This window comes from uncultured Stenotrophomonas sp., from assembly GCF_963519925.1.
Taxonomy (GTDB): Bacteria; Pseudomonadota; Gammaproteobacteria; order Xanthomonadales; family Xanthomonadaceae; genus Stenotrophomonas; species Stenotrophomonas maltophilia_AE.
Map to the genome: position 1 here is coordinate 87,431 of NZ_CAUQPH010000001.1, position 14,980 is coordinate 102,410.

11 protein-coding genes are annotated in these 14,980 nt (G+C 54.1%); 5 read left to right on the top strand and 6 right to left on the bottom strand.

Going from position 1 to position 14,980, the window contains the following annotated elements; all coding sequences use genetic code 11:
* Nucleotides 1–21 precede the first annotated feature (21 nt).
* On the top strand, nt 22–3,009 hold the full coding sequence (mobF, locus tag RWO33_RS00470; RefSeq protein WP_314100925.1) for a MobF family relaxase: 2,988 nt from the start codon (nt 22–24) through the stop codon (nt 3,007–3,009).
* Nucleotides 3,006–3,152: a hypothetical protein gene (locus tag RWO33_RS00475; RefSeq protein ID WP_282257669.1), complete on the top strand. Its 147-nt coding sequence runs from the start codon at nt 3,006–3,008 to the stop codon at nt 3,150–3,152. Before mobF ends, RWO33_RS00475 begins: the two co-directional genes overlap by 4 nt.
* Before the next feature lie 474 nt (nt 3,153–3,626).
* Here the strand turns inward: RWO33_RS00475 and RWO33_RS00480 are convergent, their stop codons facing one another.
* The 3 genes from RWO33_RS00480 to RWO33_RS00490 form a co-directional block, all read right to left on the bottom strand.
* The gene (locus tag RWO33_RS00480) at nt 3,627–4,292 is read right to left on the bottom strand and encodes a DUF5710 domain-containing protein (RefSeq protein WP_282257667.1); all 666 of its coding nucleotides are present in this window, start codon (nt 4,290–4,292) and stop codon (nt 3,627–3,629) included.
* Nucleotides 4,292–4,708, bottom strand: coding sequence for a carboxypeptidase-like regulatory domain-containing protein (locus tag RWO33_RS00485; protein WP_282257665.1), 417 nt, complete (start codon nt 4,706–4,708; stop codon nt 4,292–4,294). Before RWO33_RS00485 ends, RWO33_RS00480 begins: the two co-directional genes overlap by 1 nt.
* A 103-nt stretch (nt 4,709–4,811) precedes the next feature.
* Nucleotides 4,812–6,341 carry a YadA-like family protein gene (locus RWO33_RS00490; protein WP_314100930.1) on the bottom strand — a complete coding sequence of 510 codons (1,530 nt, stop codon included), beginning with the start codon at nt 6,339–6,341 and terminating at the stop codon, nt 4,812–4,814.
* 207 nt (nt 6,342–6,548) lie between these two features.
* On the opposite strand from RWO33_RS00490, the gene RWO33_RS00495 reads away from it, so the two are divergent.
* Nucleotides 6,549–7,325 (top strand): hypothetical protein, encoded by a 777-nt coding sequence (locus RWO33_RS00495; RefSeq protein ID WP_314100931.1) that lies wholly within the window; start codon nt 6,549–6,551, stop codon nt 7,323–7,325.
* Between the two features lie 2,586 nt (nt 7,326–9,911).
* The gene (locus RWO33_RS00500; protein ID WP_314100932.1) at nt 9,912–11,822 is read left to right on the top strand and encodes an integrase; all 1,911 of its coding nucleotides are present in this window, start codon (nt 9,912–9,914) and stop codon (nt 11,820–11,822) included.
* Between the two features lie 81 nt (nt 11,823–11,903).
* Here the strand turns inward: RWO33_RS00500 and RWO33_RS00505 are convergent, their stop codons facing one another.
* Nucleotides 11,904–13,109, bottom strand: a complete 1,206-nt coding sequence (locus RWO33_RS00505; protein WP_314100934.1) for a hypothetical protein — start codon at nt 13,107–13,109, stop codon at nt 11,904–11,906.
* Complete coding sequence (locus RWO33_RS00510; RefSeq protein WP_314100935.1) at nt 13,075–13,569, bottom strand: hypothetical protein; 495 nt, start codon at nt 13,567–13,569, stop codon at nt 13,075–13,077. Before RWO33_RS00510 ends, RWO33_RS00505 begins: the two co-directional genes overlap by 35 nt.
* A 252-nt stretch (nt 13,570–13,821) precedes the next feature.
* On the opposite strand from RWO33_RS00510, the gene RWO33_RS00515 reads away from it, so the two are divergent.
* Nucleotides 13,822–14,469 carry a nucleotide-binding protein gene (locus RWO33_RS00515; protein WP_314100937.1) on the top strand — a complete coding sequence of 216 codons (648 nt, stop codon included), beginning with the start codon at nt 13,822–13,824 and terminating at the stop codon, nt 14,467–14,469.
* 183 nt (nt 14,470–14,652) lie between these two features.
* On the opposite strand, the gene RWO33_RS00520 is transcribed toward RWO33_RS00515, so the two are convergent.
* Nucleotides 14,653–14,904 carry a hypothetical protein gene (locus tag RWO33_RS00520; RefSeq protein WP_314100939.1) on the bottom strand — a complete coding sequence of 84 codons (252 nt, stop codon included), beginning with the start codon at nt 14,902–14,904 and terminating at the stop codon, nt 14,653–14,655.
* Between the last annotated feature and the right edge of the window lie 76 nt (nt 14,905–14,980).

Here is a 14,980-nt window from a genome sequence, read left to right on the forward strand (position 1 = left end):
TCACGAAGTAAGGGGGAATAAATGATCCAAAATAAACCAATCAAGTTGTCGTCAAAAAGACCGAAGGGCGACGACCTGATCGAGTATCTGTTGTCTGTTCCTAATCTCGAATTGAAGATTTCGGCGCAGGTTCAAAGTGCGGGCGTTGACGCAGTGTCGGAATATTACGCCGAAGATACCAAGATCGAAACACATCTCATAACGACATCGCATTGGGGTGGAAAACTCGCGCAAGACCTGGGGCTCACTGGTAAGCCAGTCAACAAAGATGACATGTTGAAGCTGTTTGAGGGGTACGCTCCCAACGGTGACAAATTGTGTCAAAACGCGGGTCAAAAGCCACGGACAGAGGTCAAGATTGATCCCAAGACTGGCAAGCCCAGGTTGAATGAAGACGGAAGCGTTATGACGGTGGACAAGGGCGGACGGCGAGCGGCGTTTGACTTGACACACTCCCCACCAAAGTCTGTGTCGTTGCTCCTGGCGTTGGGCGATGACGAAACCAAGAAGGTCGTAATGGAGGCGCAGCGCGTCGCTGTCGATGCGTCCATGTCAAAAATGTTTGAGGCGTATACGCAGTGCCGTCGGGGTAAGGGTGGCAAAGATGTTATTGACGTTGATGGCTTGGCGTACTCGATGCACATGCAGTTCGGCAACCGAAATCTAGAGCCGCACATTCATTCGCACGTTCTGGTGTACAACGTGTGCAAGGGCTCTGATGGCGGCTATAGCACGTTCGACAGTTCCGAAATATTCCGCTTCCGCCATTCCGCCGATATGGTCTACCAGAACGTGTTGGCTACTGAGCTCACCAAGGCGGGATTTAAGATCCACCAAACCGAGGAGCTCGACGCCCATGGCAAAAGAACCGGTGAGCGTGCGTGGGAGGTTGCCGGACTGCACGACCGTGAGTTGATCAATGAGTTCTCAACGCGACATCTTGAAATCATGGCGGAGCGCGGGAAGGGTACAGCGGATGCTTTGGCTTGGGCCAAGACGCGTAAGCACAAAGACGAACCGTCCTACCCCGAATTGATCGATCACTTTGATAAGTTGCTGGCTTCTGTAGGCGAGCGCAGAAGCATCCCAACTGTCGAAGAGTTGAGACAGCAAAATCATGTGCGTTGTGCTCCCCGAACACGTGAAGAAATGTTGGAGCTCTTACACGAGAACGATTCGATGTTTTCGTATCCAACGCTGTTGAAGCAGTTGGGCATCGAGAACCTGGGCTTCATGACCGCCGACGAACTTTTCAGTGCTGTGGATGAGACTGTGCAGGACACTGAGGATTTGTATGAAATCAACCCAATGGCGCTGCATGACGACGACAAGGGCTTGACGCTGGCCCGCAGGCACACTGAAATGCGTTACGCCGCGAAGTGGATGGTTCAAAGCGAGTTGCAGCTTATTCAAATGACCGAGGCACGTAAGGCCGAGGAGTGGTGGAAGGTGCCACAGGCTTACGCTCAGCCCATCATCGAGCGAATGGAAAAGCGCAAAGGGTTCAAGCTCTCCGTCGATCAGCGGCGTGCAGTTGAACACATCGTGTCGAACAGCGCGGGCGTGTGCATTGCGGAAGGCTTCGCGGGAACGGGGAAAACCACTGTCTCCGATTTCTACTCGGAGGTCTACCGATCGATGGGGAAGCGCATGCTGGGATGCGCTATCGGCAACCAGGCTGCGCAGAAGCTTCAAAGTGAAACCGGGATGGAGTGCAGTTCGGTCACCAAGATGCTCGCAGACTTGCTGCGCAAGCGTGTAGTGCTCAGCGAAAACGACGTGGTTGTGTTGGATGAAGCAGGGATGATTGACGTGCCGCAGATCAGAGCGCTGTCGTCGTACTGCAAAGCGGCAGGAGCGAAGTTGATACTGCAAGGCGACGAAGAACAGTTGAAGCCCGTGGGTGCAGGGCAGGGCATGGCTTTGATGAGCGACATCCTGGGCTCAAGCACTCTCACTGAAATTCGCCGTCAAAAAGATCTTGAGATGCGCGAGATCGTTAAGATGTTCTACGCGTTTGACAGCAACGGTATGCCGGTCAAGCAGCGCACACCAAAATCGCGCGATGAAGTGCTGCAACAGTCGGCCGAAATTTGGGCTGCCATGGAAGCGGCGGGATGTGTGGATGAGTACGACACCCATGCACAGGCTGTAACGACGCTGGTGAGCGACTACTTTGAGTCAACCGCCACAACCGATGAGCGCTTGGTACTGGCGCATTCCAATGCAGATTTGAAGACGCTCAACCAAGCCATCCGTAAGGGCTTCCAGGAGCGCGGGGTGGTGGACAGTGAAGAGGTGCAGATACGTGCAATTGGTAAGAAGTATTTTGAGGATATGTCCATATCAGTAGGGGATCGCATACGCTTCACGACAGCGGACAGTGTGATGAAGGTTGTGAACGGAACAGAGGCGTGCATCACATCCATTGTTCCCAACCGCAAGCGCGGTGGCTATGACGTGAATGTTGACGTTGACGAAGGTGGTGGTGTGTTCCGCAAGTTGAAGTTCAACACTGAGGAGTGGAAGGCCATTCAACACAACTACGCGCGCACTGTTCACGGCGCTCAGGGGCAGGGGAAGACCGACGTGTTCTTGCTGGGGAACGCTGGTATGACCGACAGCAGTTCGATGATGGTTGCCATATCGCGCGTGACAAAAGGTAAGTTCACGTTGTACGTGTCGTCCGACAACGCGGACACAATTCGTGAGCGTGTGGCACTGGATCGGGCAAAGGAGAACAATTTACATGTTGGTGTTCGTGGTGAGGTGGGTGAGAACTTGGAAAAAATATTTGACAGTTTCAAAATCAAGAAAACAGACACTCTCGATTTAAGAGCGAAGTCCACCAATTCAAAAAAGAAGGCTGTGGATGCACGGGAACAACTCGCTTCCAGGGAAATGGACGACTGGGTGAACAAACACGTTGACGTAATTCGTCAGGCTACTGATAAGCGTGCGTTGACGGTCCATGGACACCGTGCTAGCGTTCAAGAACACAAGCAATGATCACCATTATGTTAATCACCGCAGCAATCATTTTGATTGTCATCGGTGCGGGCGTTGTCTATCGCCGCGCCAGGAGCCGAGCTTTGCCGTCTGAGCAAGAGCAGGAGCGGCGGCGCGACGCAAACGAACGCAGCTACTTCTAAGACTATGGCCCCGATGGGGCCATGTCTTTTATAGGTATGCGGCTACAGCGGCCACGGTAACCCCTATGCCCAGCAACCAAGGGATCAAGGTCCACGATCTGGTTTTCTTGGAGACGGGCCACCGGCATTGCTTGGCGATCTCCATGCGCGCGGGTGTCATTCTCAGTACGGTGTTGACTCGGATGTTGGGCGGCTTGCCGTAGATATTCCATCCAGCCCGCTGCGCTGTGTACCGCCATGCGTACTCATGATCTTCTGCCTGGGCCGTTGTACCAACGAGGCTCGCGAGGTGAAGCATGGTGAAGCGCTGATCTTGCCAGCCCCCATCCGGTCGCCGGTGCTGCGTCTCGCGACGCTTGAGGTCGGTAGACTGGCCTACGTAGCAGCAGCCGTTCTCAAACAGCAGTGCGTAGATGTGTCGTGTTCGTGGTCGGTATTTCTCTGAGCGGCCAAACCGTGCCGCCTCAGAGCCACTCATCCGCCCCCTTGGCGTAAGCGGATCCCATTGTCACTTAAAAGACTGAGATCCATGGTCCACTTCTGATTGTTGGAAGAGCGCTGTGTCCATAATCCAAATGCGTCGCAGATGTGCTTGTCTAAAAATTCATCATCACAGCCTGTTGCTGCTTTGAAGTGATGCCGCACTTCCGTTTCTTCGCCAACAAGTTTCGAGTACCCGTAGTTCGTCGCACGTACGCACTTTTGACAAGCACTTACAAGCCGTTTCATGGTTTGCACTTTTGAGGCGTCGTTGTAATGCCAGCGGGCTATGACATCCAAGTATTCTTCGCGTTTAGGATCCTCTACCGCTCCGCACAACTCACACGTGTGATTGCTGCGTTGTCGAAGGCCATTGGACAGACGCTTCCAATCAGACGGATCTAGGGCATTCTTGACTGATCTCATCCAACAACTCATTGGAACCATTGCAATATGCAAATGGTTGCCGCCGTATGTTCGATCTTCTCCAGTCAACGTGGTGATCGGTGAGGGATTGCTAATCGGAGTGAAGTGCAGGGACATCGATTGAGCTGAGTCTGTCGTATCGGCGTACCAAGCTTTACATTCCGCATCAAAGCGCCCACCCAGTGCGCGTGCTTTATCTTTCTCGATGAAGGGGACATGGAAGTATTGAGACATCATTCACCCCTTTCGTCTTGAGATATAAATGTCACATCGCTGCGAGAGCGCCCTGGGCCAGACCAGATCCATGAGAACAAAATGGTTGGAGTGTCATACCGGGCTGGCTCGCCAACAAAGTTTTGTCGGTGCGTCTTTCCAAGCAGAAGGCGACCGGTGTATGACACTCCATTGTGTTCGACAGTGTATTGACCGTCTGATCGGACGTTGTTGAAGTGGTATCGGCCCTTGCTGTTCGTGCGGCGCTCAATCAGTCTGTGCGTTTCATGGTGATAGGCACGAACAATCTCGCCTGACATTGGTTTGGCTTGCGCATCGACAACCACACCTGTGATGTCTGACGCAAGTACGTTAGATGCATGTGCATTTGACGAAGCGAACAACAGTGAGACTGCAATAATTAGAAATTTGATCATGTGTATTCTCCTTTTTGAGTAAAAAAATGGGGGCGCTTGACGGTGCCCCCATTGGTACTGCCGAGTTGTAATGACATGCGAAGCTCATGTGCTCCCTGATGATTTATCGCCTAAATCGGTAATGGGCTCCAACTGCTCCCATGGCCGAAGATCCTCCACCCACGGCAAATGCACCGCTGAGTGACCAGCGCTCACTTACACGGAAATTGGCACCCACGGCGATTGCTGTTTTGTTGGACGAAGCACCACCAGCAAACCCAAATTCTCCTTCGCCTACTTCTAATGGTGAAGTTCCGACATTGACCTGGCTTATAGCCGCAGCCTTCGCTCCAAGAGTGTTCAACTTGTCATCGAAACGGTGTTCCAGTGCATCAATGCGGTTGTTGGTTGCGGTCCACTGATCGTTAAATCGTTGTTCCATCGCCCACGCCTGACCACCATTGATGGCGTCCAGGCTTCCTTGTTCAATTCGGCCATCTGAAACGTTGGTGACGCGGTGTCTTCCAGCATCTAAGCCGGTTCCTGAGATTGATGCCCCGCCGTTGATTGATAAGCCACCTTGCTCGGACAATTCCACACTGTCATTCAGCGACACAGTTGTGGCCCCTGTGCTGTCGGTGTCAGTCGTGATGTTGCGTCCAGCGGCAATTGATGCCGATCCATCGCGGCCCGGATCACCCTTATCGCCTTTTGGACCAGTAATGCTTTCTCCCGGTTCGCCTTGGGGTCCCTGCGGGCCAGGGGCACCGCTGCCACCGCCAGAAGAGTTTTCCACAGTGGTCAAACGACCATCGATGGAGACAAGAGCATCGTGAACATTGGAGTAGCTCGATCCGCCGAGGGAAACGGCCCAGCCGTTGTACACGCCGTAGGTGAAGCCAGCAGTGCCGCCCAGTGTGGACGTGACGGATTTCAACTGACCAAAGGTGGGCGCATCGGAGTCGTTGAGCGCGTTTTGCAAATTGATCAAACGCCGCTGATATCTATCGTCACCGATTGAAAAGACATCGGCCTCTCTGCAACTCGATCTATCTCCAATGGCGACACAGCCCCAGGCAGTCGCACTTGAGAAGCCGCCAATTGCTGTTGTAAATGGTTCCGATGCATACGCACCGTGACCTATCGAGGTGGCGTTGTCCCCTGCATAGCCGAAGAATCCAATCTGCGTTGAGTAATTCCCTGCGTACCCCTGGGTGCCGTAACTTGTTCCTTGAGACCCAGCATAGGAGCCGACACCCGTAGCTATTCCGTCAGGCCGCGCAACTGCACCTATTCCTTGCGAAATGCCCATGAAACCACTCCCAGCTTTCATCAATGTTTGTCCAGACAAGTCGTAATCGGATCTTAACATCAGGTTTCCATATCGGTAGCCGTAATATGTAAAGCCATCTATATCCAGTCTGTTGTAATACACGACTTCACTAAGATCAGGGTCCAGCGGCTGCACTTGCCACTCTGGACGGCTCATTAAAAACTCTTTTTGGCTTTCACTGAGGCTTGTTGATACCTCGGCGATAGCAATCGTTGGCATGGCAAGCGCAATGCCGACTAAAAGCAAAGCACCTTTTATTTTTTGACTCATAGAAACCTCCTTATGTTTTGAGAAACGGCATTGCTTTAGAAAAGCAAACATTTCTATTTTGTCAAGTGCTTTATCTGGTGCGCACTTGATTTATCAGATTAAGAAATAAAAAAGCCCCCATTACGGGGGCTTGCCGATATCGCCAAGGAGGTGAGGCTTTCGGCTATCTCAAACTAACAGTGCGCGAAGACATGTCAAGATCATTGACAATATTCATTTTGCTCATAACGTGAATTTAAATCATGTGTTGAGGTGAGTATGTCTAAGGTAATTTATATTTGCGCGTTTGGCTTAATGCTTATCGCATCACCCATTGCTTTTGGTGGCACAGTTGATGCTGAGAGTTTGGATGGGGAACATCTTCACGAATTTATTGAGCGCGTGTCTTTGGAGGATCGTGCGGGCACGTGCGGGTTTATTCGGCGCGAAAATGGCAAGTACGCCATAGGCGCTGCCGATTGCAATTTGTTGTCCCGTCGTGCGGATATCATCGTGTATCACACTGGCAATTGGCGTCGTCTGGAATATGCACCCGTAGACGCCTCAATCAATGTCAACGGAAAATCACTGCCTGGACGTGTTCTTGCCGAAATCACAGCGCCCAAAGCACTAAGCCAGGATGAATTTGCGAGCGCCTTGGCGGAACCAATCGCGCAATACACCAAGCAGTTGCAGCACGAAGTGTGTGCTCAGATCTGCAAATCGAGTGATGGAACATGGGGCGCAACAATTACGACCGTCGGATCACACGTCATGTGCCCCATTACTGGAGCTTGTCCATCTGGCATGACGCCAACAGGTGAAGGCATACATTCTCATCCGACAGGTGGAAGCTACAACCTCAACGATGCGGATAAAGCGGTGCTCTTGAGTGGCCCATTTTATCGGCTGGGTGCAAAAGAGCAGCGTGGGAAAACCGACGTGTTCTCACCTGAGGATTTCAAGTCAGGACCTGGCTACATGGTGACGGACAAGGGCCGCTTGATGCACCAAGACGGCCCAAAGAAGGTTCGCATCATAAGCATTGGTATGTAATCCAATTCGATTGCCCCGCCGATCCCTGTTGCGCCCCGATTGCCGGGGCATCGTTGTAGCCCTGCATGTATACAGAGTCCCACTCCGCTGGACGGCCACTGGCCCATCCTACGTATGGTGATGATCCGGCACCGGCAACGATCTGCCATCCGCTTGCAGTACATATGGCTGCCCGGAAAGTACCACCGCACGGACCCATTCCACTGCAACTGATGTAGTTGGACCACGACCTCTGACCGACATTTGATCCATTGCAATCCTTCAATCCATTGAGTGGGGACGAGTTCTGCCACGCAATGCGGTACGAACGGTTTTCGACCGTGCAACTGGCCGCACAAGAGTTCACGTGATTGCGTTGCGCGCCTGTGTCATACCAGCCACTCCAGGCCCCGACGTTCGGCGACGGTGGTGTTGTCTGTCCACTGGGGCAGCTAAAACTTATCGTGCGTTGACGATGCTGCTGTTTATCAAACCCGTTTTGCCCGGAGTAGCCAACGGGGCATCCGTAATCCACACGCACCCATTGTTCGTCCGTCTCGTTATACGGTGAGGGGCATGCACTGCAATTTTGATTGTGGTTGCGGCTGCCGCTTTCGACCCAGTTGCCATACGTTTCGCTGCGTCCTGGGTCTGTTTGGTTTGCCGAAGAATTGCATGCGTATGTGATGTTGACAGTCTGTTTAAAGATTGCTTCCCACGCTTGATTGCCAAACGTTCCCGCTGGGCACGCACCCGTACGTGGTTCCGTACGCTCCAATGTGCTTGATGAGTTCGCGGGGCAAGTGTGGCATACACCAACTATTGAACTGCCTTTCATTTCCCATATGCCACTCCAAACCGGGGTTTCAGTTGCGCTCGCACAGCGAGAGTATTGTTGCTCAACACCATTGCGCATGCCGTACGAATTGATGGGGCAGGGGGCATTTGCAGGGCGTTCCAAACGTCCTGGCGTACAGCATGTGCCCAAGGTGAAACACGAAGCAGCACATGAGTTATTGACTGTTTTCCAGTCTCCCCATTCCTTAATGGCGCTGCCATTGCAGTTGCGGTATCTTTCTCGCGATATGCTGCCCCCTTGACCGGCCGGGCACGCGATTGAAGATGTTTCCTTGTCCGTAATTGGGTCAAATGCGCACGACGGTGGAACAGGCAAAGGGCTCTTGCATGTACTCAATGTGGTTGTCCATGACCCCCACTGTCCGCTCGGGCATTGTTTTGTACGGGTGTTCACCACGTAACCGATTTGGGTTGCCGGACAGTTGCCGATTTGCGTTTCAGTTGTCTCAATGCACTGACTTAACGGCGGTGTTGGTGTTATCGGGTCTATTGGTGTCGCGTTTGCGGCGCACGTGTTGAACGTCGTTGCCCAGGATGACCATTGCAGTTTAGGGCATGTGGACGATGGGCAAGTCCCATTGCGGCGCTGTGTAATTGATCCACTGGTATTTCCAGCGCAAGCAAGGGTCTGTGTTTCAATTGTTGGTGAGCATTCGCACGCGCTGATATCTTCTGCGGCTGTCACCGTATGCTTGTTCGTGTATCGAAACAGAATCTCGTTGTCGTTACGAGTTGAGCATTGGGTTGCCAATAGGTCCTCGCGCATAGGGCTATAAGGCCGTTGCAGCTGAAATCCATTGACTCTGACGAAATCCGCTGACACGCCAATGGCACTGGCAAGCTTTATGCATGTCTTGCTTGGCACGGACAAATACACTAGATCAATTGAGTCGTTGTTGCCAAATGCGCTTCCCGGCTGGACAACTGTCATTTCAGCAACGGAGGAAGGCGGGTGCAATGCGCCGTTTTGTACGACAAAGTTGGAGTTGAATGTGTTGCGAAGTGTATCGGTGTTTAATCCATCGTAAGATGGATGCAGGACGTATAGGTCCGTGACGGATTGGACAATTTTAGCTGCGCGCTCTTGTTCAACGCGAATTGCAGCCATTGAGGCTGATGGCGTGAAAAGTTTGTAAGTCATTGCTCCGAGACCCACAATCAGGGCAACACACAAAGTCAATTCAAATAAGTTAAATCCTTTTTCACGCATTGTTCCCCCTGCATATCAACTCGATTGATTTTACATTACGGTTGATTTCGCATTTTGCAAGCTTATGCCTTTCAATGCATTGACGATCAATCAATGCATTTGTTCTTTCCGGATGGTTGGTCAAGGCCTGATGAGGGCGTCCTGGTCCCGTGGACACGGACCCATGCACTGCTTGCCCTTTGACGCACCCGCACGCTGAGACAGGCTGAGACGCTACGAGAAACAGCCTGTGTCCATGTTGTGTCCATGCGGGGTGCGTCCACCATAAGGCATAAAAAAACCCTTGCAGAGCAAGGGTTTATGAGTCGATACTGTTCCTACGCCAATGGTGCTTCATGAGCGGGGTGTGCTCGGCAGCACTCTTCTGGGACGAGGTTTTCGGATTGGAATCAGTGGTTTGCAAGAAACGTCCTTACGGGATGTAGCAGTCAATCCGGGTTACTGGCGGCAAGTAGCGGTGTTCTTTGTTACGTCGCGGTTGCGGCGGTCACTCAAAAGGGATCAAATCGATGTTGCGACGGACTCACAGCGGATCGACCATGGATAAGGTTGTTGCGACGGAGGCAGATGCCCCGCGTCGCCGAGGCACCAAGTTTAAGCTGTCCTACCGGCAGATCTGCGAATTGAGCGTGGTCAAAGGACCCGTTGAAGGGCCGCAGGGCCGGGCCATGATTGCCCCACGGCCGGCAGCCGAAGCAGGGAGGCCCTATCGGGTCTTGGATGGCAACCAGGGAGCGCCCACCGGCTTTGGCTTCTACGTAGGCACCACCCGGACTACGTATGAAGTCGTGGTTCGAGGGCCCTCAGGGGTTCGGCGGTTCTCGCTAGGGAATGTGGCCGACATGGGGCCGGAGCAGGCTTACGAGCTGGCCCGGCAGAAGCTGGCAGTGGTTCGTGAGACCGGCGAGCACCCGTCCCGGCAGGAGGCCCGCAGCGAGCACCTGGTAGAGCTGAAAGGGGTCACTTTGGCCGGTTGCTTTGCCGTTTACATAGAAGAGCTTGAAAAGAAGGTCCGCAACAAGAAAGCCAAGCCTGCCAGTGTCCGAGCAGTTCAGGACAGCCTGGCGCGTTTCGCGCGGCCTGAAGTCGGCCTGGCCGACAATGCCATCCTCCACCTGACGGACCGGGACATCCATAAAGCCTTCGAGAATCTGCGTCGGTCTTCGATGGTTCGGTCCAACCGGATTCCGACGGCTATGCGGACTGCCTTGGCAGGCCACTCCGATTGGGCAGAGCTCTCCACACAGCAACTGGAGGCTCTTGGGATCAGCGGTCGATACCTGCAGCGTGTCAAAGCCGCTGGGAGGGCGTCGACAGAGCATTCGTTCACCGACGCCAAGCGGGCGGTTGACCTGGTGCTCAAGCGGGAGCGGAAAGCAGCCGCCAGGGAACAGCGCGAACCTGTGCTGCGCTACAACCCGTTCCAGGTCATTCACGACGACGACATGCTTCGGGATGCCCAGGAGCTCCGCCGGCACTACGAGCGGGCCGAGGTTCGGAACCCGCTGGGCGACCAAACGCTGCCTCGGGTGCTGAAGGTGATCCTGGCTCGCCGGGACGAGCAGGGGGGGTTGAACGCCACGGGAGCGGATTACCTGCTGTTGACCCTGCTGTGGGGGACGCGTCGCAGTGAGGCGGCCCAACTGCGGTGGTTCGACCGGTGCTCCCCCGGGGAGCTGCGGCAATCCGAGGTGTCCTGGGTCTGGCTGGCCGGGCCCCATGAAGTCAATCCCTATACCCGCCGTGCGGGTTCGCAGGTCTACTTGTTCGACACCAAGAGCGGGGAGGAGCGCTACCTGCCGGTCACTTACTTCGCCGAGAAGGTGCTGCAGCGTCGGTTCGATGAACGCGTTGATGCAGTTGAAGCGCAAAAGAAGCTCGCCGACGCCGAGGCACTGCTCAAGTCGGGGAAATCGAAGCATGCCCGTAACGAGGTGCTGCTGAGGTTAGAGGAAGAGGTTGAGCGCACGCGACGCGCGCTGGCGCGGTCCATCTTCGTTTTCCCGGCCAGATCCTATCGCAGTAAGACAGGCCACTACTCGGACAGTAAGAGCATCGTGGCCAACGTCCGGCGGGATGCCGGGCTTGTGGACTTGAGGGCGCAGGTCGACGTTGGCTTGACCACGCATGACTTTCGGCGAACCCTTGGCCGGTATGCATCATTGCTGTTTGGCGAAAGCCGAATCGTTTCCCAGCTACTTCACCACCACACACCCGGTCCGGGGACGGATCGCATGGCTGCGGTCTCCGAACGCTACACTGAGCAAGAGTGGTCTAAGCTCCGGGAGGCCATGGGGCGGGTCGAGGAAAGTATGATCGCCATGAGCCCAAGGGTATGGAATCGACTCAAAGGGACAGACCGGATGCGCTTAGATGAGGTGAACGACGCCCCCGTTGCCATCTTTGCTAGCAGAAATCGACGGTCACCGACGTGGGATGACTTGGATTGAGGCGCCTTATGAGATTCGCACGCCTCAATCTTATATTAAAATTATTGAGTGTCAGAAAAATTCCGAAAAATATTGTGGTGTCTAACTGGGGCTGCGTCGGCGAGATGTTGTAGGGGAAGGGTCAGACTCCACTTTTGGTTCGATCAACAAGTTTGCCGCGTCGATGTTTCTGTTCACGGCCTCATCAATCTTCTTGGCGATTCTGATTTTCCTATGTTGATGCGTCGTCAGTTTGCTTTGCAAGAACCCGCCAAATGTAGGGTCCAGGCTGGCGTCCCCTGTAATCCGGGCCACATAGACATCCAAGTCCTTGCTCAAAATCTCAATAAGCTTCCTGGCTTTCATTCGAGTGGAAATGTTCATCCATCCTGGTGCATTTTGAACGCAGTTGCTGCTTCCGAGAATGAGTAAGCTAGCGAAGTGAGTGGCATCTTCATTCGGCTTGACGTTCCCTGGCTTCCTGGATTTCCAGGCCGTTCTTGCCAGGCCCGCCCTGTCATGAGATGTGGGCTCTTTTCCGATGATGTCATCTTCATATTCTTCCGTGTCCTGCTCGCCTTGTCCTCGGTTTTCGTTATTTTCGCCTTTCTGTTTGCTTATGCCGTCGTTGCTGGTGATATTTCTGAAGCGTTCTTTCAATAGATCGGCGTAGGCATTGGCCGCAGCAGCGCGGCTAGCGCGATAGTGTTTGGAAATATGCTGCAACTCGGACAGCGGTGTCGCTATGATCGCTTCGCGCTCGTAAGATATGTAGTGAACCCAGTGTAGCGTTGTTGCGGTGGTAGGCAGGCCTCCGGCGCCATCCAGTAGGCTATTGGCATAATCTTCTAGCCTTAAGAACTGTGGCTCCGGTATCTTGCTTTCCGTCTTGCGGGCGGGCGAAATCTGGTGAACGGAGAAGGAGCCGTCCTTGTTGGCGCGCTTGGCTTGGAAAAGTGCGATCCTGCAGCGGTTCGGGGCTACTCGCAGAATCAACGCAAAGTCAGCCCCTGATGATGGCTCAGCAGTTTTGCTATTCCCGCTTTTCGGATATCGGACCCAGTTGAAATCCGGTGTCTGGCCGAATGCTTTGAACGCCCAAGGGGCAGTAGCTGCTATCGAACCTAGAAGTGCGCCTGTTGTGGTCTCTTCATCATTCCCTTCGAAGTAGGCGCTTGATATGAATTCTTTTAAAGCGACTTGGAACGTCGCCATCAATGCATTCTCGCCTAGGCTTGGATCAACTTTCGTTGCCAACTGGTCGATTTCTGCCCTAAGTGAGGCGCGTAGGTTTTCGGGCGCAAGCATCCTTCTTCACCATGGCATATTTTGATGCCCGCAGTATAGACGATGTGTTCTTTCTCAGGATGATTTCTGCGTCGGTGCCAATTTTTTTATGTTTCTTGTAAATCTTTGAAGCCTTGTGCCGCCACTGCTTTGTCGGTTCGAACGCTACCCCTTGCATCTCCGAAAGAACAGGGGGGTAGGGGCTTCCGGGGGCGGTCAGCCAAGTAATAATCGGCTCGATCTCTTCCCATTTCCAAGTCTCTGCCTTTCTTGCGAGTGTCTCAAAGAAGTGGTCGGATTGTGCTAGTTGGAGCAGTGCACGCTCCCAATGTCGAATCGCTGCCGCCTTTGATGGGAAGGTGGGTTCCAATTGTTCCCCGTCACGCCTGACTATCCAGTGTCGCTTAGCGTCCGGGCGCTCAAGGGAGAGTCCAAGATTAAAGAAAAACGTGATTTCTCGTGGGCTAGTATTGCCTTTCATGATGGTAATCCGCTAAAGGCATGGAGGTTAAGGCGGTTTTTAGGTCTGTCAATCCACGTTCAGTGGGAGCGTAGCTACCGCATACCTTCCGGCTCGATTGTGATAAAGCAAGGGCGCCTCTGATAAACTGATGCCCGGTCAATCAGGGATGTCATTTTGGACCTTGTTCGTAGCGAGGAGGAATACCGCGCACTGACCGATGTTGCTGTGGATAGGGAGTTGGAGCGGGCTAGGGCCGGGCTGACTTCCTCCGTGAGCAGCAAGGCGGCGGCTCGGTTCCTGGGCGTCCATGTTGATACCCTCGGGCAATGGCGGCGGCGGATGCCGCCATTGGGCCCAGCGTTCCAGAAGGGGGCGGGGGACAACGAGGGCGGAGCCAATCAGCACGTCCGCTACCGTTTCGTCGACCTTGAGGAGTGGCAGTCGGCCAGAACTGGAAAGACCGTCAAAGAGCGGCGCCTGGTGGATGAGCTGGAGCGGCTGAGGCAGCGCGCTCGTGAGCTGGAGATGGAGCTTGAGCTTCAATCACTACGCGAGCAGGTTGCCCGGATGACGAAAAAGGCCGGTCGGGTTCTGGCATTGGAGACAGCGAGGGAATGCTTGGAAACCACTCATCACTGGGCGGCGGCTGCGGGGTCTGTCCTCGGCCATGTCCTGACCGTCCCCATGGAAGCGCTTGGGGCCGCCTTGGAAGCTGGAGACATAGTGGATGCCACGCTCAGGGAGGTGCTGGGCATGCCGTGGGTCAACAGCGACGAGCGAGATGTCTTTGCGCAACAAATGGACCAGGCTCTAGGTCAAGTTGATGATCAACTAAGGGCTGAGCGCTCAGCTCAGCGCAGTCGAGATTTGGATGCGAGGCTGCCTCTGCCTCAAGAGACTTTGCGCTCAGTCTTCTGAGGTGGAAGCCCGCAAGCCGTCTCTTTCTCTCTAGGTGGGCTTATGGCTCAGAAGATAGCGTGGGGAGTAAGCGAGTGGGCCTTCCGCCAAGCCTAAAGGCCAGGATCGCAGCAGTTGCCCGTGTTGGCGAGGATCGACGTAAAAAGCCCCGTCAAGACGGGGCACTTTTACAGAGAAACGGAGTTACCAGGTGACTCGGCTGACGTTTGGGGTCTTAGTCTCCACGCCGAAACCATCTTCTTTCAGCTGGATGATCAGTGCCGCATAGAGGACCTCTCCATACACGGGAGAGTGAAACATGTCGAAGCTGCTCAGCCCAAGCTGTGCGTGATTCTTGATCTCTCTGTCCACCCGCTCGCGAAGCTCGACAATGCTTCCGCTTGAGCGCGCTGCGTCGCGAATCTCTCCGGCGACCTCTGCATTCATTTCAGCCACGTTTGCTTCCTTTCAACGCCGGAACAGCCCGGTAGCCTGATTCTGCCACGACCTTGATCATCGGCGAACATTTCGC